The 25,178-nt window shown below is 68.7% G+C and carries 23 protein-coding genes; 15 read left to right on the top strand and 8 right to left on the bottom strand.

What is annotated here, in order from left to right; all coding sequences use genetic code 11:
- From QBE02_RS04230 to QBE02_RS04205, 6 genes are all read left to right on the top strand, one after another.
- A complete protein-coding gene (locus tag QBE02_RS04230) occupies positions 1-924 on the top strand; it encodes an RluA family pseudouridine synthase (protein ID WP_056227766.1) in 924 nt (307 codons plus the stop codon).
- Positions 925-1,102: 178 nt separating this feature from the next.
- Complete coding sequence (dnaE, locus tag QBE02_RS04225) at positions 1,103-4,567, top strand: DNA polymerase III subunit alpha (RefSeq protein ID WP_431844592.1); 3,465 nt, start codon at positions 1,103-1,105, stop codon at positions 4,565-4,567.
- 95 nt (positions 4,568-4,662) lie between these two features.
- Positions 4,663-5,943, top strand: coding sequence for a hypothetical protein (locus QBE02_RS04220; protein ID WP_279367253.1), 1,281 nt, complete (start codon positions 4,663-4,665; stop codon positions 5,941-5,943).
- 63 nt (positions 5,944-6,006) lie between these two features.
- A complete protein-coding gene (gene hisD / locus QBE02_RS04215) occupies positions 6,007-7,308 on the top strand; it encodes a histidinol dehydrogenase (protein WP_279367252.1) in 1,302 nt (433 codons plus the stop codon).
- 12 nt (positions 7,309-7,320) lie between these two features.
- Entirely contained in the window at positions 7,321-7,812 is a 492-nt protein-coding gene (nrdR, locus tag QBE02_RS04210; RefSeq protein ID WP_279367251.1) for a transcriptional regulator NrdR, read from the top strand.
- Between the two features lie 10 nt (positions 7,813-7,822).
- Entirely contained in the window at positions 7,823-8,848 is a 1,026-nt protein-coding gene (locus QBE02_RS04205; RefSeq protein WP_279367250.1) for a quinone-dependent dihydroorotate dehydrogenase, read from the top strand.
- Between the two features lie 75 nt (positions 8,849-8,923).
- Here the strand turns inward: QBE02_RS04205 and QBE02_RS04200 are convergent, their stop codons facing one another.
- Positions 8,924-9,496 (bottom strand): DUF3043 domain-containing protein, encoded by a 573-nt coding sequence (locus QBE02_RS04200; RefSeq protein WP_279367249.1) that lies wholly within the window; start codon positions 9,494-9,496, stop codon positions 8,924-8,926.
- A 46-nt stretch (positions 9,497-9,542) separates the two neighbouring features.
- On the opposite strand from QBE02_RS04200, the gene QBE02_RS04195 reads away from it, so the two are divergent.
- From QBE02_RS04195 to QBE02_RS04170, 6 genes are all read left to right on the top strand, one after another.
- Complete coding sequence (locus tag QBE02_RS04195; RefSeq protein ID WP_279367248.1) at positions 9,543-10,937, top strand: dipeptidase; 1,395 nt, start codon at positions 9,543-9,545, stop codon at positions 10,935-10,937.
- Positions 10,938-11,009: 72 nt separating this feature from the next.
- On the top strand, positions 11,010-11,375 hold the full coding sequence (erpA, locus tag QBE02_RS04190) for an iron-sulfur cluster insertion protein ErpA (protein ID WP_056227791.1): 366 nt from the start codon (positions 11,010-11,012) through the stop codon (positions 11,373-11,375).
- A gap of 166 nt (positions 11,376-11,541) precedes the next feature.
- Positions 11,542-12,423, top strand: a complete 882-nt coding sequence (ctaC, locus tag QBE02_RS04185) for an aa3-type cytochrome oxidase subunit II (protein WP_081349657.1) — start codon at positions 11,542-11,544, stop codon at positions 12,421-12,423.
- Positions 12,424-12,425: 2 nt separating this feature from the next.
- Positions 12,426-14,189, top strand: a complete 1,764-nt coding sequence (gene ctaD, locus QBE02_RS04180) for an aa3-type cytochrome oxidase subunit I (RefSeq protein WP_056227796.1) — start codon at positions 12,426-12,428, stop codon at positions 14,187-14,189.
- A gap of 2 nt (positions 14,190-14,191) precedes the next feature.
- The gene (locus QBE02_RS04175; RefSeq protein WP_056227799.1) at positions 14,192-14,608 is read left to right on the top strand and encodes a cytochrome c oxidase subunit 4; all 417 of its coding nucleotides are present in this window, start codon (positions 14,192-14,194) and stop codon (positions 14,606-14,608) included.
- A gap of 4 nt (positions 14,609-14,612) precedes the next feature.
- Positions 14,613-15,404 (top strand): PP2C family protein-serine/threonine phosphatase, encoded by a 792-nt coding sequence (locus QBE02_RS04170; RefSeq protein ID WP_279367247.1) that lies wholly within the window; start codon positions 14,613-14,615, stop codon positions 15,402-15,404.
- Between the two features lie 52 nt (positions 15,405-15,456).
- On the opposite strand, the gene QBE02_RS04165 is transcribed toward QBE02_RS04170, so the two are convergent.
- The 6 genes from QBE02_RS04165 to ctaE all read right to left on the bottom strand — a co-directional run bounded on the left by QBE02_RS04165 (position 15,457) and on the right by ctaE (position 21,496).
- Complete coding sequence (locus tag QBE02_RS04165) at positions 15,457-16,407, bottom strand: alpha/beta fold hydrolase (RefSeq protein WP_279367246.1); 951 nt, start codon at positions 16,405-16,407, stop codon at positions 15,457-15,459.
- 38 nt (positions 16,408-16,445) lie between these two features.
- Complete coding sequence (locus tag QBE02_RS04160) at positions 16,446-16,853, bottom strand: rhodanese-like domain-containing protein (protein ID WP_279367245.1); 408 nt, start codon at positions 16,851-16,853, stop codon at positions 16,446-16,448.
- Between the two features lie 207 nt (positions 16,854-17,060).
- The gene (gene qcrB / locus QBE02_RS04155; RefSeq protein ID WP_431844581.1) at positions 17,061-18,902 is read right to left on the bottom strand and encodes a cytochrome bc1 complex cytochrome b subunit; all 1,842 of its coding nucleotides are present in this window, start codon (positions 18,900-18,902) and stop codon (positions 17,061-17,063) included.
- Positions 18,899-19,957, bottom strand: a complete 1,059-nt coding sequence (gene qcrA, locus QBE02_RS04150; protein ID WP_056227815.1) for a cytochrome bc1 complex Rieske iron-sulfur subunit — start codon at positions 19,955-19,957, stop codon at positions 18,899-18,901. Before qcrA ends, qcrB begins: the two co-directional genes overlap by 4 nt.
- Before the next feature lie 39 nt (positions 19,958-19,996).
- A complete protein-coding gene (gene qcrC, locus QBE02_RS04145; RefSeq protein WP_056227819.1) occupies positions 19,997-20,809 on the bottom strand; it encodes a cytochrome bc1 complex diheme cytochrome c subunit in 813 nt (270 codons plus the stop codon).
- Between the two features lie 15 nt (positions 20,810-20,824).
- Positions 20,825-21,496, bottom strand: a complete 672-nt coding sequence (ctaE, locus tag QBE02_RS04140; RefSeq protein WP_268103789.1) for an aa3-type cytochrome oxidase subunit III — start codon at positions 21,494-21,496, stop codon at positions 20,825-20,827.
- 133 nt (positions 21,497-21,629) lie between these two features.
- Between ctaE and trpD the strand changes: the two genes are divergently transcribed.
- Together trpD and QBE02_RS04130 are read left to right on the top strand one after the other, a co-directional pair.
- Complete coding sequence (gene trpD / locus QBE02_RS04135; RefSeq protein WP_279367244.1) at positions 21,630-22,691, top strand: anthranilate phosphoribosyltransferase; 1,062 nt, start codon at positions 21,630-21,632, stop codon at positions 22,689-22,691.
- Positions 22,692-22,693: 2 nt separating this feature from the next.
- Positions 22,694-23,686, top strand: a complete 993-nt coding sequence (locus tag QBE02_RS04130; RefSeq protein WP_279367243.1) for a PHP domain-containing protein — start codon at positions 22,694-22,696, stop codon at positions 23,684-23,686.
- Positions 23,687-23,692: 6 nt separating this feature from the next.
- Here QBE02_RS04130 and QBE02_RS04125 read toward each other — a convergent pair whose 3' ends face one another.
- Positions 23,693-24,604 (bottom strand): 5'-3' exonuclease, encoded by a 912-nt coding sequence (locus QBE02_RS04125; protein ID WP_279367242.1) that lies wholly within the window; start codon positions 24,602-24,604, stop codon positions 23,693-23,695.
- Between the two features lie 48 nt (positions 24,605-24,652).
- On the opposite strand from QBE02_RS04125, the gene QBE02_RS04120 reads away from it, so the two are divergent.
- Entirely contained in the window at positions 24,653-25,051 is a 399-nt protein-coding gene (locus QBE02_RS04120) for a YchJ family protein (protein WP_279367241.1), read from the top strand.
- Positions 25,052-25,178: the final 127 nt, after the last annotated feature.

Raw genomic sequence — 25,178 nt, 5'->3', positions numbered from 1 at the left:
ATGGAGTCGCGGAGCCTGCCCGTTCCCGACGGGCTCGACGGGACGCGTATCGACCAGGGTCTGGCCAAGATGCTCGGGTTCTCCCGCACGTTCGCGGCCGAGGTCGCCGACGCGGGCGGGGTGAGCGTCGACGGTCGGGTGGCCGGGCGCTCCGATCGTCTGCGCGCCGGCACCTGGCTGAACGTCGAGTGGGAGCCCAAGCGCGAACCCGAGATCGTGCCGGTCGCGGTCCCCGACCTCGGGATCGTGCACGACGACGACGACATCGTCGTGGTCGACAAGCCCGCGGGTGTCGCCGCGCACCCCTCCGTGGGGTGGGACGGTCCGACCGTGCTCGGGGCCCTCGCCGCGGCCGGATTCCGCATTGCCACGAGCGGCCCCGCCGAGCGGCGCGGCGTCGTGCACCGCCTCGACGCGGGGACGAGCGGGCTCATGGTGGTCGCCAAGACCGAGCGCGCGTACACGCTGCTCAAGAGCGCCTTCAAGGAGCGCGAGGTCGACAAGATCTACCACGCTGTCGTGCAGGGGCACCCGGACCCGCTCGCCGGCACCATCGACGCGCCGATCGGGCGGCATCCGCACCACTCGTGGAAGTTCGCCGTGACCCCGGACGGCAAGGACTCGGTGACCCACTACGAGACGCTCGAGGCCTTCCCTCGCGCCTCTCTGCTCGAGATCCACCTCGAGACCGGCCGCACTCATCAGATCCGCGTGCACATGGCGGCGCACCGGCACCCCTGCGCCGGAGACCCGCTGTACGGCGCGGACCCGACCCTGTCCGCGCGCCTCGGGCTGACGCGGCAGTGGCTGCACGCGCATCGGCTGGCGTTCACGCACCCCGGCACGGGGGAGTGGGTCGAGTTCGAATCGCCCTACCCGGCGGATCTGGCGCACGCCCTCGAGCTGCTCGGCGACGGGGCCTGAGAGCGCCCCTCCGCGACGATCGGCGGAGGGGATGCCACCACCCGGCGACGCGCCCGGGTCGGCGCGTCGAACTGGGCGCGGGCTGCGAACTTCAGCGGTCGATGTCGGAGGCCGAACGTAGACTCGACCCGTGGCAGCTGACTCCTTCGTTCACCTTCACGTGCACAGCGAGTATTCGATGCTCGATGGCGCGGCCCGCATCGGTCCGATGGTCCAAGAGGCCGTCAAACAAGGCATGCCGGCCATCGCCGTGACCGACCACGGCAACACGTTCGCGGCCTACGAGTTCTACAAGACGGCGAAAGACGCCGGCATCAAGCCGATCATCGGCATCGAGGCGTACGTCACCCCCGGAACCCACCGTTCCGACAAGACCCGTGTCCGCTGGGGTACTCCCGAGCAGCAGAGCGACGACGTCTCGGGTTCGGGCGCGTACACGCACATGACCCTGCTGTCCGAGACCACGCAGGGCATGCACAACCTCTTCCGCCTGTCGTCCAAGGCGAGCATGGAGGGCTACTACTTCAAGCCCCGCATGGACCGCGAACTGCTGCAGACCTACAGCAAGGGTCTGATCGCGACGACCGGGTGTCCCTCCGGCGAGGTGCAGACGCGCCTGCGCCTCGGACAGTACGAGGCCGCCCGGGCCGCGGCCGCCGAGTTCCAGGACATCTTCGGCAAAGACAACTACTTCGCCGAGATCATGGACCACGGTCTCTCGATCGAGCGGCGCGTCATGGGCGACCTGTTGAAGCTGTCGAAAGACCTCGGCATCCCGTTGCTCGGCACGAACGACCTCCACTACACGCACCAGCACGACGCGACGAGTCACGCCGCCCTGTTGTGCGTGCAGTCGGGCTCGACGCTCGACGACCCGAAGCGCTTCAAGTTCGACGGCGACGGCTACTACGTCAAGTCGCCCGCCGAGATGCGCCAGGTGTTCCGCGACCACCCCGAGGCGTGCGACAACACGCTGCTGATCGCCGAGCGCTGCGACGTCGAGTTCGACACCTCCGCCAACTACATGCCGCGGTTCCCCGTCCCCGAGGGCGAGACCGAGGGCAGCTGGATGATCAAAGAGGTCGAGAACGGCCTCAACGACCGGTACCCCGGGGGCATCCCCGACACCGTGCGCAAGCAGGCCGAGTACGAGACCGACGTCATCCTGCAGATGGGATTCCCGGGCTACTTCCTCGTCGTCGCCGACTTCATCAACTGGGCCAAGGACAACGGGATCCGCGTGGGTCCCGGTCGTGGTTCGGGTGCCGGGTCGATGGTCGCGTACGCGATGAAGATCACCGACCTCGACCCCCTGCAGCACGGCCTGATCTTCGAGCGGTTCCTCAACCCCGACCGCGTTTCCATGCCCGACTTCGACGTCGACTTCGACGATCGTCGTCGCGGCGAGGTCATCCAGTACGTCACCGAGAAGTACGGCGACGAGCGCGTCGCGCAGATCGTGACCTACGGCACGATCAAGGCCAAGCAGGCCCTGAAGGACGCCGGTCGCGTGCTGGGCTTCCCCTTCAGCATGGGCGACCGCCTCACCAAGGCCATGCCCCCGGCCGTGATGGGCAAGGACATGCCGCTCGACGGCATGTTCAACCCCGAGCACCCGCGCTACAAAGAGGCGAGCGAGTTCCGCACCCTCATCGAGACCGACGCCGAGGCGAAGACGGTCTTCGACACCGCGTTGGGCCTTGAGAACCTCAAGCGCCAGTGGGGCGTGCACGCGGCCGGCGTGATCATGTCGAGCGAGCCGCTGATCGACATCATCCCGATCATGCGCCGCGAGCAGGACGGCCAGATCGTCACGCAGTTCGACTACCCCGCGTGCGAGTCGCTCGGCCTCATCAAGATGGACTTCCTGGGGCTGCGCAACCTCACGATCATCAACGACGCGCTCGACAACATCGAGGCCAACCGCGGCCACCCCCTCGTGCTCGAAGACCTCGCGCTCGACGATGCGGCATCCTACGAACTGCTCGCCCGGGGCGACACGCTGGGAGTCTTCCAGCTCGACGGCGGGCCCATGCGCTCGCTGCTGCGCCTCATGCGCCCCGACAACTTCGAGGACATCTCGGCGGTGCTCGCGCTCTACCGCCCCGGCCCGATGGGCGTGAACTCGCACATCAACTACGCGCTGCGCAAGAACAAGCAGCAAGAGATCGAGCCGATCCACCCCGAACTCGAAGAGCCGCTCGCCGACATCCTCGACACCACCTACGGCCTGATCGTCTACCAGGAGCAGGTGATGGCGGTCGCCCAGCGCGTCGCCGGGTACACCCTCGGTCAGGCCGACCTCTTGCGCCGCGCGATGGGTAAGAAGAAGAAGAGCGAGCTCGACAAGCAGAAAGAGATCTTCTTCGGCGGTATGACCGAGCGCGGGTTCGGCGACGTCGCGCAGCAGACGCTCTGGAAGGTGCTCGAGTCATTCGCCGACTACGCCTTCAACAAGGCGCACACCGCGGCCTACGGGCTCGTGTCGTACTGGACGGCCTACCTCAAGGCGCACTACCCGGCCGAGTACATGGCCGCCCTGCTCACGAGCGTCGGGGATTCCAAGGACAAGATGGCGGTCTATCTCAACGAGTGCCGCCGCATGGGCATCAAAGTGCTCCCGCCCGACGTCAACGAGTCGATCCGGTACTTCGCGGCCGTCGGCGAAGACATCCGCTTCGGCCTCGGTGCCGTCCGCAACGTGGGCACCAACGTCGTCGATGGAATCGTGGCGTCACGGCAAGAGGCCAAATACACGTCGTTCCACGACTTCCTCGCGAAGGTCCCCGCGCACGCGGCGAACAAGCGCACCGTCGAGTCGCTGATCAAGGCGGGGGCGTTCGATTCGCTCGGGTCCACGCGCCGGGCGCTCATCGAGGTGCACGAAGACGCCTGCGAGGGCGCCGTGATCGACAAGAAGCGCGAGGCGAACGGCGAGGTCGGCTTCGACTTCGACTCGCTGTGGGACGAGCCCCAACAGGTCGTCAAAGTGCCTGAACGGCCCGAGTGGACCAAGAAGGACAAGCTGGCGTTCGAGCGCGAGATGCTCGGCCTCTACGTGTCCGACCACCCGTTGGCCGGTCTCGAGGTGCCCCTCGCGAAGCACGCGTCCACCTCGATCCACGACCTGCTCGCCTCCGAAGACGTGCAGGACGGCGACCAGGTGACGGTCGCCGGTCTGCTGACGAGTGTGCAGCACCGCGTCGCGAAGCAGAGCGGAAACCCCTACGGCATGGTCACCGTCGAGGACTTCAACGGCGAGGTGACCGTGATGTTCATGGGCAAGACCTACGCGGAATTCGCGCCGATCCTGCAGGGCGATTCGATCCTCGTGGTCCGCGGACGCGTTTCGCGTCGCGACGACGGACTCAACCTGCACGCCCAGAGCGCCTTCGCCCCCGATCTCGAGGGCCTCGACGACGCGGGCGGACTCACCCTCGTCGTTCCCGAGCAGCGCGCGAACGAGGCGCTCGTCGGCGAGCTCGCGCAGATGCTGCAACGTCACTCCGGATCAACCGAGGTCGTCCTCAAGTTGCACAAAGGCGGCACCGCCAAGGTGTTCGAGGTGCCGATGCCCGTTCGCGTGACCGCCGACCTGTTCGGCGAGCTCAAGGGCCTCCTCGGCCCGAACTGCCTCGGTTGACCCGCGCGCCCTCGCGGCGCGTTTCAACCCCAGCTCGTTCTGGGCACCCCCTGGTTAGGATGACCGGGCGCTTGCCGCCCTCCGAAAGGACCACCGTGACCGATTCGACCCCCCACGACGGCTTCACGCCCACCGACCCCGATCGCCTTGACGGCTCCCGTGCCGACGAGAGCGCGTCCTCCGAAACCACCGGTGCCCGCCGACAGGGCACGGGTGACCGCGCCGCCGACGCGGACGACACCTTCGCCCACGACACCGGCGCCGTCGATGCCGGGTCCCGCGGCGCCTCTCTTCCGGCCGCGGCGCACGCCAACGCCCACACGGGCAGCCGTCCCGTCGTCGACGGCCGCGACGCCCGCCCGAACTACGGCGTCGGTCCGTTCTCGGTCCGCGAGGTCGCCCTGCTCGGCATCTGGGTCGTGGCGTTCCTCGTCTCGTTCTTCCGCACCAACATCCTCGAATCCGGTTCGAGCGTCCTGATCGGCGGGGCGAACGTCTGGCTCTCGGGCCTGTGGTGGATCCCCGCGATCGCCCTGCCGACCGTCGCCGTGGGACTGGTGATACTCCGTCGCCTCTCCCCGCAGGGCATCCGCCGCGTCGGATCGCTCGGCATCGACCAGTTCGCCTCGGTCGCGTTCACGATCTCCGCCCTCGTGTGGGTCTCGTGGGTGTGGGACGCCGTCGCCGTCTACGCCTCGAACACCGTCTGGACGCGCTCCTGGGTTATCTGGGTCGAGGCCGTCCTGCTGCTGGCGGGTGTGGTCCTCACGGTCTTCGCGCCTTTCATCCCGCCGTTCTCCGCCGACTTCCGCGACCGTGAAGAAATCCCCGCTCATCGCAACGCGCGACCCATCCGCCCGGTCGTCGCGCGCCCGCGCACGCCCCGCACGCCCTCGACCCCGGGCTCCACGCGTGCCGCCGCCGCCCACTCGAGCGCCCACGCCGACGCGGATGCCCCCACTCCCGGCACCTACACCGGCTCGACCGACCTGGCGCACGACCCCGCGCCCGCGACGAGCGTGCTCTCCGCTCACTCCGACGCCAACGACACCGACGTCTTCGCGCCGCTGCGCGCCGATGACGATCGTGACGACGCGGACGGTCACGACGACCACTCGCGCTGGGCTGCCCCGGCCGGCGACGAGCCCACGGCCGAGCAGCGTGCCGCGCACGACGACCACCCGCACGCGCAGGCGTTCTGGGCGCTGGCTCCCGAGGAGCGCGAGATCGTCGACGACTACGGCACGCCGATCTTCCGGATCGGGCCGACGGCGTGGGCGCTCGTGATCGAGGATCGCGGTGAGACGTTCGTCGTCCGTCACGACGACGGCCGCATCGGCTACCTGCACGACGTCTCCGGCGTCACGCGCGGCTGAGCAGAGCCTGCGAGCCGCCCGCCCCGCGCGAGGCGGCTCGCAGGCGCCGGTAGCCTTGAAGACATGCTTCGCACGATCGATCTCCGCGGCCGCGTGCTCTCGCCGGCCGAGCTCCTGGCCGTCGTCCCGCGGGCGGACGCTGCGCGCGACGAGGCCCTCGCCACCGCGGCGCGTCTCGTCGACGACGTCGCGCGCCGGGGCGACGAAGCACTTCGCGAGCAGGCCGCCCGTTTCGACCGGGTGAGCGACCACGCTCTCCGCGTGCCCGCGGACCACCTCGATGAGGCACTGCGCGATCTCGATCCCGGCATCCGTGCCGCTCTGGACGAGGCGATCGTGCGCGTGCGCAAAGCATCCGCCGCCCAGGTCCCCGCCCCGGTCGTCACCGAACTCGGCGACGGTGCGCGCGTGACGCAGCGGTGGCAGCCGGTGCGACGCGTCGGGCTCTACGTCCCGGGTGGCAAGGCCGTGTACCCCTCGAGCGTGGTGATGAACACCGTGCCCGCGCAGGTCGCGGGTGTGCGCGAGGTCGCCCTCGCATCCCCGCCGCAGGCGGCGTTCGGCGGCCGCGTGCACCCCGTCATCCTCGCCGCCGCCAAGCTCCTGGGTGTCACCGAGGTCTACGCGATGGGGGGAGCGGGAGCCATCGGCGCCTTCGCCTACGGGGTCGCCGAGATCGGGCTCGACCCGGTCGACGTCGTGACCGGGCCCGGCAACAACTTCGTCGCCTCCGCCAAGCGCGCCGTCGCCGGCCGCGTCGGCACCGACTCCGAAGCCGGGGCGACCGAGATCCTCGTCGTCGCCGACGACAGCGCGGCCCCCGCTCTCGTCGCGGCCGATCTCGTCAGCCAGGCCGAGCACGACGAGCAGGCCTCGGCCGTGCTGGTCACCGACTCCGTCGAGCTGGCCGAGGCCGTCCGGGCGGCACTGCCCGAGCGCGTCGCCGCGACCCGCCACACCGAGCGCGTGACGGCGGCGTTCCACGGGCCGCAGTCGGCGGTCGTCCTGGTCGACGACCTCGCCCAGGCGACCGCGTTCAGCAACGCCTACGCCCCCGAGCATCTCGAGCTGCACCTCGCCGACCCGCGTCCCGAGGATTTCGTGAACGCCGGGGCCGTGTTCGTCGGCCCGTACACGCCGGTCAGCCTCGGCGACTACCTCGCCGGCAGCAACCACGTGCTCCCGACCGGGGGACAGGCGCGGTACGGAGCGGGGTTGTCGGCGGCGACCTTCCTGCGCCCGCAGCAGGTCGTCGAGTACGACCGAGAGGCCCTCGCCCGGGTGCGCGACGCCATCGTCACCCTGGCCGAGGCCGAAGCGCTCCCCGCGCACGGCGAGGCCGTGACCGCGCGCTTCGACGCGTAGTCTGGCGGCGTCATGCACTGTCCCTTCTGCCGCAACCCGGACTCCCGCGTCATCGATTCGCGCACCAGCGACGACGGCCTCAGCATCCGCCGCCGCCGCCAGTGCCCGAAGTGCGGGGGGCGCTTCTCGACCGTCGAGACCGCGAGTCTCAACGTGATCAAACGCTCCGGGGTCGTCGAGCCGTTCAGTCGCGAGAAGGTGATGTCGGGCGTCCGCAAGGCGTGCCAGGGGCGACCGGTGACCGACGCCGACCTGGCGGTGCTCGCCCAGCAGGTCGAAGAGAACATCCGCCAGACCGGCTCGTCGCAGATCGAGGCGAACGAGATCGGCCTGTCAATCCTCGGCCCGCTGCGAGAGCTCGACGAGGTCGCCTACCTGCGCTTCGCCAGCGTCTACCAGGCGTTCGATTCGCTCGACGACTTCGACGCCGCGATCGCGCAGCTGCGCGCCGATCACGCGGAGCGTTTCTCCGGGCAGACCGGCGAGTCCGACCCGGTCCAGTAACCTGGCGGGGATGTATCCCCTTCTCTTCCGTACGGTCCTGACCCGCTTCGATCCCGAGTTCGCGCACCATCTCGGCGCACTCGTCATCCGTGCCGCGGGCGTGGAGCCGGTGGCATCCCTCGTCCGTCGCTTCACCGCGCCCACGCCCGCGCAGCGCGTGCATGCCCTGGGACTGACGTTCGATTCGCCGTTCGGCGTCGCCGCGGGCTTCGACAAGAACGTCACGATGGTCGGCGGCCTCGGCGCCCTCGGCTTCGGTCACGTCGAGGTGGGGACGATCACCGCGCTCGCGCAGCCCGGCAACCCGCGGCCCCGCCTGTTCCGGCTCGTCGCCGACCGCGCGGTGATCAACCGCATGGGTTTCAACAACGACGGTGCGGTCGCCGCCGCGGCGAAGCTGCGCCGCCTGCGACGAGCCCGTCGGCGCCCGGTGATCGGCGTGAACATCGGCAAGAGTCGTGTGGTCGCCGTCGACGACGCCACGACCGACTACGTCCGCAGTGCACGTCTGCTGGCTCCGCTCGCCGACTACCTCGTCGTCAACGTGTCCTCGCCGAACACGCCCGGTCTGCGCGGCCTGCAGGCGGTCGAGACGCTGCGTCCGTTACTGACGGAGGTTCGGGATGCCGCGGGCGACACGCCCCTGCTCGTGAAGATCGCTCCCGACCTCGATGACGCCGAGGTGCAGGACATCGCGCGTCTCGCCGTCGATGCCGGACTCTCGGGGATCATCGCGACCAACACGACGATCGCGCGCACGGGACTCTCGACCGACGCCGCGAAGGTCGAGGCGATGGGCGCCGGTGGACTGTCGGGGGCGCCGCTCAAGGCCCGCGCCGCCGAGGTGCTGCGCCTGGTGCGCGCCGCGGTGCCGGAGGAGTTCGTTGTGATCTCGGCCGGGGGAGTGGAGACCGCCGACGACGTCCGCGATCGTCTCGCCGCCGGGGCGACGCTCGTGCAGGGGTACACCGGGTTCCTGTACCGCGGCCCGCTGTGGGCCCGGCAGATCAACCGCGGTCTCGCGCGCGCCCGCTGAGGATCCGCCGCGCGGTCGCGCCCACGCAGAAGCGGCGCGCCCGAAGGCGCGCCGCTTCGTCGAAGAGGGACCGGGTCAGACCGGGTACTGTCCGCGCTTGACCTGGGCCTTCGGCAGGCGCATGAAGCGCATCTGGACGGTGCGCATCGCGGCGTACCAGCCGAGGCCCTTCTCGAGTCGGCTTTCGCCGAACTTCTCTCTGGCGGCCCGCTTGATGCGGATCGAGGTGATGATCATGTCGCCGACGACGAAGAGGATGAAGATCCACAGCGCGACGAACGACCAGTACTGGAAGAACGACACGGGGATCAGCGTCGCCACGATGACGAGGATCATGAACGGCATCACGCCCTCGCCGAGATGCCAGCCGGCGTCGACGAAGTCGCGGGCGAAGCGGCGCTGCGGGCCGCGGTCGCGGACGGGCAGGTACTTCTCTTCGCCGGCGGCCATGCCGATGCGGGCCTTCTCGCGCTGAGCGGCGAGCTCGGCGCGCGCGCGGGCCTTGGCCTCTTTGGTGTCGGGCACGAGGGGGCGCTTGCGGGCGGCCTCCTGCTCGGCGCGCGACGGGGTCGCGCGGCCCTTGCCCGAACCGAGCTCCGTCGGCTCGACGGGGGTGTCGTTGGGTGCGGGTGCGGGGGACTTGGCCACGGGAAACCTCGGTGCTTCGCTGATCGGGAGATTTAAGATTACCCGCATGACCCTCGACCTGTCCCAGCAGGACGCTGTGCAAAAAGCAGCGGACGCCGGCATCCCCTCCGCCCTCTCCGACCTCGGCTCCCTCGTTCGCATCCCTTCGATCGCGTGGCCGGCCTTCGACCAGTCCGCGCTCGTGAAGAGCGCCGACGCCGTGGCCGCCCTCCTCGAGGGCACCGGCGTCTTCGACGCGGTCGAGGTCAAGCGCGCCGCGATCCCCGGAACCGATGAGTTCGGCCAGCCCGCGGTGCTCGCCACGCGTGCGGCCCGCAACGGGCGCCCGACCGTGCTGCTGTACGCGCACCACGATGTGCAGCCTCCGGGAGACGAGGCGCTGTGGGAGTCGCCGCCGTTCGAGCCGACCGTCCGCGACGGGCGTCTCTACGGCCGGGGCGCCGCCGACGACAAGGCCGGCATCATGGCCCACGTGGGCGCCATCCGCGCCGTGTCCGAGGTCATCGGTGACGACCTCGACCTCGGCCTCGCCGTCTTCATCGAGGGGGAGGAGGAGTACGGTTCGCGCTCCTTCGGCCAGTTCCTCACCGACAACGCCGAGGTGCTCCGCTCGGACGTCATCGTCGTCGCCGACTCGGGCAACTGGGATGAGCGCACCCCCGGCCTCACCGTCTCTCTCCGCGGAAACGCACGCTTCACCCTGACCGTCCGCACCCTCGAGCACGCGTCCCACTCCGGGATGATGGGCGGAGCGGTCCCGGATGCCATGCTCGCCACCGTCAAGCTCCTCGCGACCCTGTGGGACGACGACGGCGCCGTCGCGGTCGAGGGCCTCGCCGTGCGCGACGCCGAGACCCCGGACTACGACGAGGCGACGCTGCGCGCGGAGTCCGGCCTCCTCGAGGGCGTGAGCCCGATCGGCCGCGACTCGATCCTCAGCCGCATCTGGAACAAGCCGTCCATCACGATCACCGGATGGGATGCCACCCCGGTCGAGGCGGCATCCAACACCCTCTCCCCGCAGACGAGCGTCGTCATCAGCGCGCGGGTCGCTCCCGGGCAGGACGCGCAGGAGGCCTTCGCCGCGGTCGAGGCGCACCTGCGTGCGCATGCCCCCTTCGGCGCGCAGCTCGAGTTCACCGACGTCGACTGCGGCGACTCCTTCCTGGTCGACACCAGCGGATGGGCCGTCGAAGAGGCTCGTGCCTCCTTCGCGGACGGATACGGGGTCGACTCGGTCGACGTCGGCATCGGGGGATCGATCCCGTTCATCTCGGACCTCGTCCGCGAGTTCCCCGAGGCGCAGATCCTCGTGACCGGGGTCGAAGATCCGCACGCGCGGGCGCACAGCCCGAACGAGTCGCTGCACCTCGAGACCTTCCGCAATGCGCTCGTCTCGGAGGCGCTGCTGCTGGCCCGCCTCAACGCGCGGACGCACTGATCGGGGCCGCGGGGGCGGGACGGGCGTAGACTCGACTCGTCCCCGCGACCGAACAACCCGAAGGGCATCGCCATGACCGACACCACACTGTCGTCCTCCGCCGAGACCCGCGAGCACGGCGTCGGCCTGACCGCGGCCGCCTCCGACAAGGTGAAGAGCCTGCTGTCGCAGGAGGGTCGCGACGACCTGCGCCTGCGCGTCGCCGTCCAGCCCGGCGGCTGCTCCGGCCTCATCTACCAGCTGTACTTCGACGAGCGTTACCTTGACGGTGACAAAGTCGTCGACTTCGACGGCGTCGAGGTGATCGTCGATGACATGAGCGTCCCGTACCTCGACGGCGCGAACATCGACTTCAAGGACACGATCTCGGAGCAGGGCTTCACGATCGACAACCCGAACGCCCAGGGTTCCTGCGCGTGCGGAGACAGCTTCCACTGACCCCCTGACGCCGTTCTCCGGCGCCACGTCGAGAGCCCCCGGAATCCCGGATCACACCGCGGAATCCGGGGGTTCTCGATGTCTCGGCACTGGACGAATGGCCTGAGAACGGTGAGAGGTTGCTCTAGACTGTCAGAGCAACATCCACGACCCGGAAAGGTGCATTGTGCCCTCCAAACGTCGCCTTCGCTGGGCAGCGCTTCCCCTCGGCATCGCCTCCGTAGCGCTCCTCTCCGGCTGCACCACGACCCAGCTCCACGGCTTCCTGCCCGGCTTCGTCGATGACGGCCCGGCCGCCACGAACCACACCGACATGGTCGCAGGGCTCTGGGTCAACTCGTGGATCGTGCTCCTCGCGGTGGGTGTCATCACCTGGGGCCTCATGCTCTGGTCGGTCATCGCGTACCGCCGCCGCAAGGGCCAGTCCGGTCTGCCGGTCCAGCTGCGATACAACATGCCGGTCGAGATCTTCTACACGGTCGTGCCGCTGATCCTCGTCGTGGGCTTCTTCGCCTTCACGGCGCGTGATCAGAACACGCTCGAGACGCAGTACGACAACCCCGACGTCTCCATCACCGCCTACGGCAAGCAATGGGCGTGGGACTTCCAGTACAACGGCACGAAGGAAGACAACTCCGACGCCGTGTACTCCATGGGTGTGCAGGCCAAGGCCACGTCCGACGGTTACGACCTCCAGGATGTCCCGACGCTGTACCTGCCGGTGAACAAGACGGTGAAGATCGACCTCCGCTCACGCGACGTCATCCACTCCTTCTGGATCATCGACTTCCTCTACAAGAAAGACATGTACATCGGTCGCGACAACGAGTGGTCGTTCACGCCCACCCGTGAAGGCACGTACGAGGGCAAGTGCGCGGAGCTCTGCGGTGAGTACCACTCCGCCATGCTCTTCAACGTCAAGGTCGTCAGCGAAGACGAGTACAACAACTACCTCGACTCGCTGCGCCGTGCCGGCGACGTGGGTGACATCAGCGACCTGTCGCGTCTGCAGAACCTGACGACGGCCGGTACCGAAGGGAACGAGTGATCATGGCCACGACGCTTCCGCTCCAGGGGACGGGCCCTTCGCGCCCGACGACTCTCCCGCCGCGTCAAGCCGCACTGCTGAGCACCACGCGTGTCGAGCAGAAGGGCAACCTGGTCGTCAAGTGGATCACCTCCACCGACCACAAGACCATCGGGTACATGTACCTGATCGCCTCCGTCATGTTCTTTATGCTCGGTGGTGTCATGGCGCTGATCATCCGCGCCGAGCTGTTCGAGCCGGGTATGCAGATCATCCCGACCAAAGAGCAGTACAACCAGCTGTTCACGATGCACGGCACGATCATGCTGCTCATGTTCGCGACGCCGCTGTTCGCCGGCTTCGCCAACGCGCTGCTGCCGCTGCAGATCGGCGCGCCCGACGTGGCGTTCCCGCGTCTGAACGCCTTCGCGTTCTGGCTGTTCCTCTTCGGCTCGACCATCGCCGTCTCGGGCTTCCTCACCCCGCAGGGTGCGGCCGGCTTCGGGTGGTTCGCGTATCAGCCGCTCGCCAACGCCAGCTTCTCGCCGGGCGTGGGCGGAAACCTCTGGATGCTCGGTCTCGGCATCAGCGGTTTCGGAACGATCCTCGGTGCGGTCAACTTCATCACCACGGTGCTCACGATGCGCGCCCCCGGTATGACGATGTGGCGCATGCCGATCTTCTCGTGGAACACGCTCATCACGAGCATCCTGATCCTGCTCGCGTTCCCCGTGCTGGCCGCAGCGATCTTCGCCGCCGCCGCCGACCGCGTGCTCGGCGCTCACATCTACAGCCCCGAGAACGGTGGCGTGCTCCTCTGGCAGCACCTCTTCTGGTTCTTCGGCCACCCCGAGGTGTACATCATCGCGCTGCCGTTCTTCGGCATCGTGTCCGAGATCTTCCCGGTGTTCAGCCGTAAGCCGATCTTCGGTTACAAGACGCTCGTGTACGCGACCATCGCCATCGCGGCCCTCTCGGTCGCGGTGTGGGCGCACCACATGTACGTCACCGGCGGTGTGCTGCTCCCGTTCTTCGCCCTCATGACGATGCTGATCGCCGTCCCGACGGGCGTGAAGATCTTCAACTGGATCGGAACGCTCTGGCGAGGTTCTGTCACGTTCGAGACACCCATGGTCTTCGCCCTCGGCTTCCTCGTGTCGTTCGTCTTCGGTGGTCTGACCGGCGTCATCCTGGCGTCGCCCCCGCTCGACTTCCACCTGTCCGACTCGTACTTCGTCGTGGCGCACTTCCACTACGTCGTGTTCGGCACCGTGGTGTTCGCGATGTTTGCCGGCTTCTACTTCTGGTGGCCCAAGTGGACCGGAAAGATGCTCAACGAGCGTCTCGGCATGGTGCACTTCTGGATGCTGTTCATCGGCTTCCACATGACGTTCCTCATCCAGCACTGGTTGGGTGTCGACGGCATGGTCCGCCGGTACGCCGACTACGCCGCCGCGGACGGATGGACCTGGGAGAACCAGCTGTCCACCGTGGGCTCGATGATCCTCGGCGCCTCGATGATCCCGTTCCTCCTGAACGTCTGGATCACCGCTCGCAAGGCTCCGCGCGTCACGGTCGACGACCCGTGGGGCTACGGTGCCTCGCTGGAGTGGGCCACCTCGTGCCCGCCGCCGCGCCACAACTTCACCTCGATCCCGCGTATCCGCAGCGAGCGTCCCGCCTTCGACCTGAACCACCCCGAGGCCGGCATCCCGGTCGGTGTGGGGCCTGCGAAGGACGCCCCTGAGGCGCCCGTGGTCGACTCTGCGGCCGGAGAGGTCAAGTAAGAATGCGTACCAACGTTGGACTCTGGTGGCTGCTGGCCGTCTTCGGCTTCCTGATCGCCGCCGTCTACACCGTCTGGAGCCTTATCCAGCACGGTGGAGTCGAGTGGGTCGGCAGTGTCGCGCTCGTCTTCCTCGGCCTCATGTCGTCGATGATCGCGTTCTACATCTCGCGCGTCATGAAGGCGCAGCGCGGTGACCTGCCCGAAGACACGCTGACGGCTGACATCGACGACGGCGACCCCGAGATGGGCGAGTTCAGCCCGTGGTCGTGGTGGCCCATCGTGCTCGCGGCTTCCGCTGCGATCGCGGTGATCGGTCTCGCGGTCGGCAGCTGGCTCGTCCCCGTCGGCTTCGCGGTGTTCGTCATCGCGATCGTCGGTTGGGTGTACGAGTACTACCGCGGGTACTTCGCGCGCTGACCCCGTGCCCATCCGGCTGAATGCGGCCGCCGTCTCCGACGCCGGCTCCCACCGTCCCACGAACCAGGACGCCGCTTTCGCGGCGTCCTGGGGTGCGGCGGTGGCCGATGGCGTCGGGGGAGGGCCCTCCGGGGACCTCGCCTCCGCCGCCCTGCTTCACCGTCTCGTGGCGACACGAGGGGGCGGAATGGATGCCGACGGCCTTCTGGTCCGCATCCGCGAAGCGAACTGGGACATCCGTGCCCACGTCGAGCGCGATCCTGCACTGCAGGGCATGGCGACGACGTTCACCGGGATCTTCCTCAGCGTGAGCGGTGAGCTCCTGCTCGCCCACACCGGGGATTCGCGGGCCTATCTGCTCCGCGACGGCGAGTTCACGCGAGAGACGCGTGACGACTCGTACGTGCAGGCGCTCGTCGACCACGGCATCATTGCCCCCGAGGCCGCTCAGGCGCACCCGCGGCGCAACATCATCACGGCCTCGCTCGGCGGGGCCGAGGGTGACGTCGTCTCGGTCGCCGAACGGCCTCCGGTGACCGGCGATCGATGGGTGCTCTGCAGCGACGGTCTGACCGACTACGTCCCCGAGGCTGATGTGGCCCGTCTCGTGGCCGAGGCGGCGGATCCTCGATCGGCGGCAGCCGCTGCCGTGGCGCTGGCCCTCGAGGCCGGCACGCGCGACAACGTCACCGTCGTGGTCTGCGACGTCGTCGACGATGACGAGACCGCGGGAACGCACCCCGTGTTCTTCGGCTCGGCAGCCCGATGGTTCGCCGAGGACGTCGAAACAGCCTGACTCGTCGGACGCTCGGCGTCATCCGATCTCATCCGCCGACGCCGGCTCAGCGTCACCGAGCGGATCGGGCGAAGTCGTCCATGGCATCCTGAGCGATCTGCGCGCTACGCGGGCCGCCGTGGCCGTCCCCCTCAACGATCTCGAGACGGGATCCGGGCCAGGCGCGATGCAGGCGCCAGGGGATCAGCGACGGTCCGCTGATGTCGCGTCGACCGTGCACGAGCACGCCGGGGATTCCTTCGAGCTCGGGCGCGCGGGACATGATCGACGCGGTACCGGGGAGGAAGCAGTCGTTCGCCCAGTAGTGCGTCGCGAGGGTGGCGAAGTTCAGGCGGTTCCGCGGCTCGGCGTGCAGGGGGCCAGGCTTGGCGAGGGGACCGAGCGAAACGTGGGCGACCTCCCAGGCGTCCCAGTCGTCTCCGGCCCGCCGGCGCACGGCGGGGGAGTCGTCGGTGAGCAGTCGGGCGTATCCCTCGATCGTGCGCTCGTCGTCGCGCAGAGGCGCGCGGAGGCGTGCGTGGGCCTCGGGGAACACCGGCGCGATGCCGTCGGTGATCCAGTCGATCTCCCAGCGGGCACCCGTCGTGACGGCAAGATTGACGATTTCCGTGACACGGTCGGGATGCTCGAGCGCGTACGCGAGTGCCAGGGTCGAACCCCACGAGACTCCGTGCAGAAGCCACCGGTCGACGCCGAGGTGCGTCCGCACCGCCTCGATGTCGGCGAGCAGGTCGTCCATCGTCTGATGGCGCAGGCTCGACAGGTCGTCGGCGGCCCAGGGTTCGCTCCGCCCGCACCCGCGTTGGTCGATTCCGACGATGAGGTGAAGGTCGGGGTCGAAGCGCCGCCGATACCCTCCTGCGCCGAGGCCGCCGCCGGGGCCGCCGTGCAGATACAACGCTGGTCGCCCGCGGGGGTTGCCCGAGGTCTCCCAGTACACTCGGGCACCGTCCGGTCGCTCCACGAATCCGGAGGCGAACGGTTCGAGAGGGGAATGCTGCATGCCCGAAGCCTAACCCCAGGTGGGGGCGCTCCCGAGGCTCAAGAGCGGACCACCATGACGGTCGGGTCGAAGACCCGCTCGCGGAGCCCCTCGTCGTTCTCGGTGGGTTGGCCCTCGCGCACCCAGTACTCGTATCCGCCGATCATCTCTCGGACGTCGTATCCCAGCCGCGCGAACGCGAGCGCGCCCTTCTGCCCGGCGTTGCAGCCCGGGCTCCAGCAGTAGACGACCACCGGCGTGCCGGCCGGGATCTCGCGAGGAGCTCGTTCGGCGATCTCCCGGTAGGGCATGTGGACGGCGCCCGAGACGCGTCCCTGCGCCCATGCGTCGTCTCCGCGCACGTCGACGAGCACCAGGTCGTCTCCGGCCCTCTGCGCGGCGTAGACATCGCTGGGGTCGGTCTCGAAGGCGAGACGGCGAGAGAAGTAGTCCACGGCATCGGTCATGCCTCTCACGCTAGAGACGCGTCCGGCACGCGGAAAGAGAGAGGATGCCATGCCCCCGCGCTTCTCTGCCAGATGGCGTGGCTGGGGGAGCGGGCAAGTCGCGCGGCGCTTACTCCGCGCGCACTCTTCGGCGCCGTCGTGACGGCTCGCCGGCCCGGGAAACGCGAAACCCCGGTGCCGAAGCACCGGGGTTTCGTCGACGGGCGATTACTCGCTCTTGTCGCCGTTCGGGCGGTTGCGCTCTTCGAGTCCCTTGGGAGCCGGGATCTCGACCTCGGCGCGCTCACCGACCGCGTTGCGGGGGCGACCGTCCTCATCAGCACGAGCGTTGGCGCCGGCGATCTCGTCGGCCTCCTCGTGGTCGATGTGGTCGAGCTCGTGGTGCTGGTGGGCGACCGCGGCGTCGAGCTCGGCCTGAGTGAGGGGAGCGAGCCGGTCCTCGAAGAACCAGCGCGACACCGCACCACGGACGTTCTCGTACCAGGGGATCTCACCGTTGGCGTTGGGACGGACGACGAGAGGCTCGTACGTCTCGTTGTCGACCAGCTTCCAGCGCTCGTACTCGTCGACCGGCTGGTGGACCTCGATGTACTCGCCACCGGGCAGGCGGACGATGCGGCCCGACTCGTAGCCGTGGAGCGCGATCTCGCGGTCCTTCTTCTGCAGCGCGATGCAGATGCGCTTCGTGACGAAGTAGGCGAGGATCGGGCCCAGGATCAGCAGGGCCTGCAGGACGTGGATGACACCTTCCATCGTGAGGTGGAAGTGCGTCGCCACGATGTCCGACGAGGCGGCGGCCCACATCACGGCGTAGAACGTCACACCCGCAGCACCGATCGCCGTGCGCGTCGCGGCGTTGCGCGGACGCTGGGCGATGTGGTGCTCGCGCTTGTCGCCGGTCACCCACGCCTCGATGAAGGGGTACACCAGCACGAGGACGATGAAGAGACCCAGGACGCCGACGGGGATGATGATGTTCCACGAGAAGGTGTGGTCCCAGAGCACGAACTCGAGGTGCGGCGGGATCAGACGGAGCATGCCGTCGGCGAAGCCGATGTACCAGTCGGGCTGCGTACCGGCGGACACCGGGGACGGGTCGTACGGACCGTAGTTCCAGATCGGGTTGATCGTCACGAGCGCGGCGATCAGAACGATCACACCGAACGTGATGAAGAAGAAGCCACCCATCTTGGAGGCGTACACCGGGAGCATCGGGTAGCCCACGACGTTGCTGTTCGTGCGGGCGGGCCCGGCGAACTGCGTGTGCTTGTTGATGATCATCAGCATGAGGTGCACGGCGAGCAGCGCCACGAGGATAGCGGGCAGCAGGAGGATGTGCAGCGTGTACAGGCGTCCGACGATCGCGGTACCGGGGAACTCGCCGCCGAAGAGCAGGAACGAGGTCCAGGTGCCGATGATCGGTAGACCCTTGATCATGCCGTCGATGATGCGCAGACCGTTACCGGAGAGCAGGTCGTCGGGGAGCGAGTAGCCGGTGAAGCCCTCGGCCATCGCGAGGATGAAGAGGATGAAGCCGACCACCCAGTTGAGCTCGCGGGGCTTGCGGAACGCACCGGTGAAGAAGACGCGGAGCATGTGGACGCCGATACCGGCGACGAACACGAGGGCGGCCCAGTGGTGGATCTGTCGGACGAGCAGGCCGCCGCGCAAGTCGAAGGAGATGTGCAGGGCCGACTCCATCGCGGCCGACATCGCGATGCCGCGCATGGGCTCGTATGCGCCGTTGTAGTGCGTCTCGACCATGGACGCCTGGAAGAAGAACGTCAGGAACGTGCCAGAGAGCAGCACGACCACGAAACTCCACAGCGCGATCTCGCCGAGCATGAACGACCAGTGGTCGGGGAAGACCTTGCGGCCGAGCTCCTTGACGATGCCCGACATGCTCGTGCGCTCGTCCATGTAGTTCGCGACGGAGCCGACAAAACGACCGCCGAGCGGCTTGCCGTCGCGTGCAGTCGTCGCCGGCGGGCCCGCGTGGACCGCGGGTTCCGTGGTGACGTTCTCGGTGGGATGGGTACCGATGCTCATGAGCGCTCCCAGAAGCTGGGGCCGACGGGCTCGTGGAAGTCACTCTGCGCGACGAGGTAGCCCTCGGCGTCGACGGTGATGGGGAGCTGCGGCAGGGGACGGGCGGCCGGGCCGAAGATGACGGCCGCACCGTTGGCGACGTCGAACTGCGACTGGTGGCAGGGGCACAGGAGGTGGTGGGTCTGCTGCTCGTAGAGCGCGACGGGGCAACCGACGTGGGTGCAGACCTTCGAGTACGCGATGATGCCGTCGTACGACCAGTCCAGGTTGTTGGTCTCGGGGTTGAGTTGCTCGGGCTGCATGCGCATGAGCAGGACGATCGCCTTGGCCTTCTCTTCGAGGTAGCCCTCGTCGTGGCCGAGTCCCGCGAGTTCTTCGGGGATCACGTGGAAGGCGGAGCCGAGCGTAACGTCGGCGGCGCGGATCGGGCGTCCCGAGGGGTCGTGCGTCAGGCGCATGCCCTCTTTCCACATGGTGTGGCTGAGGAGCTTCACCGGGTCCTGGTCCTGCGGCGCGAGGCCGCGGAACAGGGTGATGCCGGGGATGACCGAGGCGGCCAGCGCGGCGAACAGCGAGTTGCGGATGATCTCGCGACGTCCGAAGCCGGAATCCTTGTTCGCCTCTTCGAAGACGTTGATCGCGCCCTCGCGGACCTCGTCGCGACCACGGGTGGCGTGACGGTCCTCGATGTACTCCTTGTCGGACATGACCGACTTGCCCCAGTGAATGGTGCCGATGCCGATCGCGAGCAGCGCGAACGCGATGCCGAGCCCGATGAAGAGGTTGTTGTAGCGGATGTCGATCAGCGCGCCCGACTCGATCGGGAAGATCATGTAGGCGATGCTCGCCCAGATGCTCGCCGCGACCGAGAAGTAGAACAGCGTGTAGACCGTGCGGACCGCACGCTTCATCGCCTGCGGATCCTGGTCGGTCATGCGCTGACGGTGGCCGGGAAGGCCGGGGTTCTGTACGGCGTCGGGAACCGCGACGGCGAGCCCCGAGGCGGGCTTCCAGGAAGCCCTCTCGTGCTCGAGTGCGTCGTCCTCGTGTGCCATGGTGCTCCTCGTGCGTTTACGTGATGTCGAAGACGACGGTCAGTTGGACTTCGCCGTGATCCATACGGTCAGGGCGATGAGCGCCCCGATACCGAAGATCCAGATGAACAGACCCTCGGAGACCGGACCGAGCGAGCCGAGGGCGTAGCCACCGGGCGAGTCGTTCTTCTGCAGGTACATGAGGTACGAGATGACGTCGCGCTTGTCTTCGGGGGTGAGGTTCAGGTCGTTGAACACCGGCATGTTCTGCGGGCCGGTGACCATGGCCGCGTAGATGTTGACCGGGGTGGTGGTGTGGAGGTCGGGGGCGTACTTGCCCTCGGTCAGCGCCCCGCCGGCACCGGCCACGTTGTGGCACATGGCGCAGTTGATGCGGAAGAGCTCGGCGCCGTGCGACAGGTCGCCCTGGCCGTCGACGAGGTCCTCGGTGGGGTAGGTCGGTCCCGGTGCCGCGGACTGCACGTACGCGGCGATGGCGTTGACCTGCTCTTCGGTGAACTGCGGGGGCTTGACCGGAGCCTGCGGGCCCTGGGCCTGCAGCGGCATGCGACCGGTCGAGACCTGGAAGTGCACCGAGAGCTCGCCGACGCCGAAGAGCGACGGGCCCTGCTGGCTGCCCTGGAGGTCGAGACCGTGGCACGTCGCGCAGTTGGCCTGGAAGAGCTTCTGCCCTTCTTCGACCGCCGTCGCGGAGTTCGCCTCGCTCGTGGGGGTGCCGGAGGTGGCGGCCATCGCGGCCGATGCGCCGGCGTAGACGCCTCCGGTCAGGAGGAGTCCGATGCCGATGAGCGCCGCGGCGGCCAGGGGGCTACGACGCCCGGACGCCCGACGAGTCTTCTTCTCGCGTGCCATGTGGGTACTGCTCTCTTACTTGAGGAAGTAGATGACGAAGAACAGGGCGATCCAGACGACGTCGACGAAGTGCCAGTAGTACGACACGACGATCGAGGTGGTCATCTCTTTCCGACCGAAGTTCTTCACGGCGTAGGCACGACCGATCACGAGCAGGAAGGCAATGAGCCCACCCGTCACGTGCAGGGCGTGGAAGCCGGTGGTGATGTAGAAGGCCGAGGCGTAGGGGTTGGCGCTGATGGGCATGCCCTCGGCAACCAGCGTCGCGTACTCCCACACCTGACCCGACACGAAGACCGCGCCGAGGATGAAGGTGAGGTAGAACCACTCCACCATTCCCCACTTCAGGAAGCCGGTGCGCCCGCCGGTGCGGTACGGCTGGTACCGCTCCGCTGCGAAGACGCCCATCTGGCACGTGACCGAGGACAGCACGAGGATGATCGTGTTGACGGTCGCGAAGGGGACGTTGAGCAGCTGCGTCTCTTCGGCCCACAGAGAGGCCGACGTGCTGCGGAGGGTGAAGTAGATCGCGAACAGGCCGGCGAAGAACATGACCTCGCTGCCCAGCCACACGATGGTGCCCACGGCGACCGGGTCGGGCCGCTTCACGGCACGCACAGCCTGGGAATACGTCGCTGAGGTCGTCACCGTTCCATTATGCGCGATCCGGAAGCCCGATATTCCCATCCCCACCCTGGGATATTCCATCGTCGAGACTTAGGGATGCCTCAGAATCCGCACATAAGGCCCGGTACGGAGGCTGTTTCGGAGCCGTGTGCCCGGGCGCGGTCACGCGACACGCGTATGGGAGGATCGTGGCATGGCGGAACGTTTCTCGTGGCCCGATCTCCTCTCGTCGCTGCTGGCCGGCACCGACCTCAGCGTCTCGGAGTCCACGTGGGCGATGCGCAAGGTGATGGCGGGGGAGGCCACGCCCTCTCAGCTCGGCGGTTTCCTCATGGCGCTGCGCGCTAAGGGCGAGACGGTCGAAGAGATCGTCGGCTTCCGTGACGCGATCCTCGAGGCGGCCGTGCCGCTGCCGGTCCGTGCCGAGGTGCTCGACATCGTGGGCACGGGCGGAGACCGTTACGGCACCGTCAACATCTCGACGATGGCGGCCATCGTGGCCGCGGCATCCGGAGTTCCCGTCGTCAAGCACGGGAACCGGGCGGCCAGCTCGGCCTCGGGCTCGTCGGACGTGCTGTCGTCGCTGGGCATCGGACTCACGCTGTCGCCCGAGAAGGTGGCCGAGATCCTCGATCGCACCGGCATCACGTTCGCGTTCGCCTCGGCCTTCCACCCCGGGTTCCGGCACGCGGCGGCCACGCGGTCGGAGCTGGGGGTCCCCACGGTCTTCAACTTCCTCGGCCCGCTCTGCAACCCGGCTCGCGCCGAGGCCAATGCGGTCGGCGTCGCCCACCTCGACCGGGTCCCCCTCATCACGGGCGTGTTCCGCACGCGCGGCGCGACGGCGCTGGTCTTCCGCGGCGACGACGGCCTCGACGAACTGACCACGACCGGACACAGCCGCGTGTGGGAGATCAGCCGCGGCGACGTCCACGAGCACGACTTGGATCCCCGGGATCTCGGCATCCCCCTCGCGGAAATGGACGACCTGCTCGGGGGCTCTCCCGATCACAACGCCACCGTGGTGCGGCGTGTGCTCGGCGGTGACCGCGGGGCGGTCCGCGACATCGTGCTGCTGAACGCCGCGGCGGGGCTCGTGTCGTTCCGGCTGTTCCAGGACGCCGCCCAGGTGCAACGACCGATCCTCGAGCGACTGGCCGAGGCGATGACCGACGCGGCCGCCGCGATCGACGACGGACGTGCCTCGGCGAAGCTCGACGACTGGGTCGACGCCTCGAAGGCGCTGGCGGAGTAACCGTGGACCCGCTCGACGCGCTCACCGAGATCGCGTACCTGCTCGAGCGGGAGAGATCGTCGCGCTACAAATCGAAGGCGTTCCGTACTGCGGCCTCCGCCATCGACGGGCTGAGCGACGCGCAGCTGCGGGATCCGGGCCTCCGTCGTCGCGCGGGGATCGGCGAGTCCACCTTCGCGGTGATCCAGCAGGCCCTCGCGGGCGAGGTGCCCGAGCGCCTGGCGACGCTCCGGGCCGAGTCCGCCCGCGCGGGAGGGGAGGAGCTGCAGGCGCAGCTCAAGGGCGACCTGCACAGTCACAGCGACTGGTCGGACGGGCTGACGCCGATCGAGGCCATGGTCGACGCGGCGCGCGGTCTCGGGCACGAGTACCTCGCCTTGACCGATCACTCGCCCCGGCTCACGGTCGCCAACGGGTTGTCTCCCGAGCGGCTGCGCGCGCAGATCGAGATCGTCCGCGGTCACCGCGGCGAGGGGTTCACCCTGCTCACCGGGATCGAGGTCGACATCCTCGACGACGGCGCCCTCGACCAGGAGGACGAGTTGCTGCGCGCGCTCGATGTGGTCGTGGCATCCGCTCATTCCAAACTGCGCATGGAACGCGGGCCCATGACGAAGCGGCTCGTCGCGGCGGCGAGCGATGCGCGGGTCGATGTGCTCGGCCACGTGACCGGTCGGCTCGTCGAGGGCGCCCGCGGGACGCGGCCCCCGTCGGAGTTCGACGCGCGCGAGGTGTTCGCGGCGGCGGCCGCGTCGGGAGTGGCGGTCGAGATCAACTCGCGCCCCGAGCGACAGGATCCGCCCGACGATCTGCTCGCCCTCGCGATCGAGGCCGGCTGCCTCTTCTCGATCGATTCCGACGCGCACGCTCCGGGGCAGCTCTCGCTTCTCGACTACGGTGCGGCGCGCGCCGAGGCCGCGGGCGTCCCCGCCGACCGGATCGTCACGACGTGGCCGCTCGATCGTCTGCGCGCCTGGCTCGAGCGGAGTCGCTGAGAGCGATCAGGCGGGCAGTGCCGCCAGCGCCCTCGTCATCGACGAGCCGAGGTTCCAGCGTTCGGCGAGCGTCTCGGCGGCGTCCCGGTCGACCGGACCGAGGCGGTCGTCGAACGGAGCGAGGTCCAGCTCGCGGGCCACGCGCACCACGGTCGGGGCGACCTCGAGGTAGTCCGCGGCGGCCGCGATCCTCGCGCGCTGGGCGGGCGTCCCCGCGGTGCCGTCGAGAACCCCGGATCGGATGCCGTCGAGATCGCCGCACGCGCTCAGCAGCGCCGCCGCGGACTTCTCGCCGATGCCCGAGACGCCTGGCAGACCGTCGGAGGGATCGCCACGCAACACCGCGAAGTCGGCGTACTGATGCGCGTGGACGCCGTACTTCGAGAAGACGGCGGCGTCGTCGACGAGCTCGAGGTTGCTCATGCCCCGAGCGGTGTAGACGATCCGGATGCCGCGCGCGTCGTCGACCAGCTGGAAGAGGTCGCGATCGCCGGTGACGATGTCGACGGGAACCTCGGCGCGCGTCGCGAGGGCGCCGATCACGTCGTCGGCCTCGTGCTCGGCGGCACCCACCACGGGGATGCCGAGCACCGCGAGCGCCTCGCGGATGAGCGGGATCTGCGCCGCGAGCGGATCGGGCACCTCTTCGACGTCGGGCCCCGCGGCGACCACCTCGACGACGCGGTGCGCCTTGTAGCCCGGGAGCAGGTCGACGCGCCACTGGGGCCGCCAGTCGTCGTCCCAGCACGCGACGAGCCGCGTCGGCTCGTACGTCGTGACGAGCTTCGCGATCATGTCGAGCAGGCCGCGGACCGCGTTCACCGACGAGCCGTCGGCCGCCTTGACCTTGTCGGGCACACCGTAGAACGCGCGGAAGTACAGCGAGGCGGTGTCGAGGAGCATGAGGCGATCGGTCACGCCCCCGATCCTGGCACGCCGGCGGCTCGGCTGACCTAGAGTGGCCGGATGTCCTTTGGTTCCGCCTCCCGACGACCGGCACCGGATGCCGTGTGCCCGTGCGGCCGCGCCGTGTTCGGGGAGTGCTGCGGGCCGATCCTGGACGGCGAGGCCGCCCCGAGTGCCGAGCGGTTGATGCGTTCGCGGTACACCGCGTTCGCGGTCGGCGACGCCGTGCATCTGGCGAGGTCGTGGCATCCGCGGACGCGTCCCGACGACATCGTCGTCGATGACGGCACGCGATGGTCGGGCCTCGAGGTCGAGGACGCGTCGGAAGGCGGCGAGAACGCGACCGTGACCTTCCGCGCGTCGTGGCGGCACGGGCCCGATCACGGCGTGCTGCGCGAGCGCAGTCGGTTCGCGCGGCGCGGCGGACGCTGGGTCTACGTCGACGGCGACGTCGACTGAATCGGAACCGCTCGAGGACCTCGTCAAGCCCGCGGGGGGTGTCGCGGGTCGTGCGTAGGGTCGATCAGAGATCCCCGGCACCGCACTGGCGGTCGAGGTGGTCCCGATGCGGCAGTCCTGTGACATC

The organism is Microbacterium testaceum (assembly GCF_029761935.1).
GTDB lineage: Bacteria > Actinomycetota > Actinomycetes > Actinomycetales > Microbacteriaceae > Microbacterium > Microbacterium testaceum_A.
Note: the sequence above shows the minus strand (reverse complement) of the source record. Positions and strands in the feature narration are given on the sequence as shown.

Coding starts and splice junctions, on each gene's coding strand:
- qcrA (WP_056227815.1), bottom strand. CDS start 19,957: ATGGCACACGAGGACGACGCACTCGAGCACGAGAGGGCTTCCTGGAAG.
- ctaE (WP_268103789.1), bottom strand. CDS start 21,496: ATGGGAATATCGGGCTTCCGGATCGCGCATAATGGAACGGTGACGACC.
- QBE02_RS04160 (WP_279367245.1), bottom strand. CDS start 16,853: ATGACCGATGCCGTGGACTACTTCTCTCGCCGTCTCGCCTTCGAGACC.
- qcrB (WP_431844581.1), bottom strand. CDS start 18,902: ATGAGCATCGGTACCCATCCCACCGAGAACGTCACCACGGAACCCGCG.
- erpA (WP_056227791.1), top strand. CDS start 11,010: ATGACCGACACCACACTGTCGTCCTCCGCCGAGACCCGCGAGCACGGC.
- QBE02_RS04165 (WP_279367246.1), bottom strand. CDS start 16,407: ATGCAGCATTCCCCTCTCGAACCGTTCGCCTCCGGATTCGTGGAGCGA.
- QBE02_RS04195 (WP_279367248.1), top strand. CDS start 9,543: ATGACCCTCGACCTGTCCCAGCAGGACGCTGTGCAAAAAGCAGCGGAC.
- ctaD (WP_056227796.1), top strand. CDS start 12,426: ATGGCCACGACGCTTCCGCTCCAGGGGACGGGCCCTTCGCGCCCGACG.
- QBE02_RS04120 (WP_279367241.1), top strand. CDS start 24,653: ATGTCCTTTGGTTCCGCCTCCCGACGACCGGCACCGGATGCCGTGTGC.
- dnaE (WP_431844592.1), top strand. CDS start 1,103: ATGCTCGATGGCGCGGCCCGCATCGGTCCGATGGTCCAAGAGGCCGTC.
- QBE02_RS04205 (WP_279367250.1), top strand. CDS start 7,823: ATGTATCCCCTTCTCTTCCGTACGGTCCTGACCCGCTTCGATCCCGAG.
- trpD (WP_279367244.1), top strand. CDS start 21,630: ATGGCGGAACGTTTCTCGTGGCCCGATCTCCTCTCGTCGCTGCTGGCC.
- qcrC (WP_056227819.1), bottom strand. CDS start 20,809: ATGGCACGCGAGAAGAAGACTCGTCGGGCGTCCGGGCGTCGTAGCCCC.
- QBE02_RS04175 (WP_056227799.1), top strand. CDS start 14,192: ATGCGTACCAACGTTGGACTCTGGTGGCTGCTGGCCGTCTTCGGCTTC.
- hisD (WP_279367252.1), top strand. CDS start 6,007: ATGCTTCGCACGATCGATCTCCGCGGCCGCGTGCTCTCGCCGGCCGAG.
- nrdR (WP_279367251.1), top strand. CDS start 7,321: ATGCACTGTCCCTTCTGCCGCAACCCGGACTCCCGCGTCATCGATTCG.
- QBE02_RS04230 (WP_056227766.1), top strand. CDS start 1: ATGGAGTCGCGGAGCCTGCCCGTTCCCGACGGGCTCGACGGGACGCGT.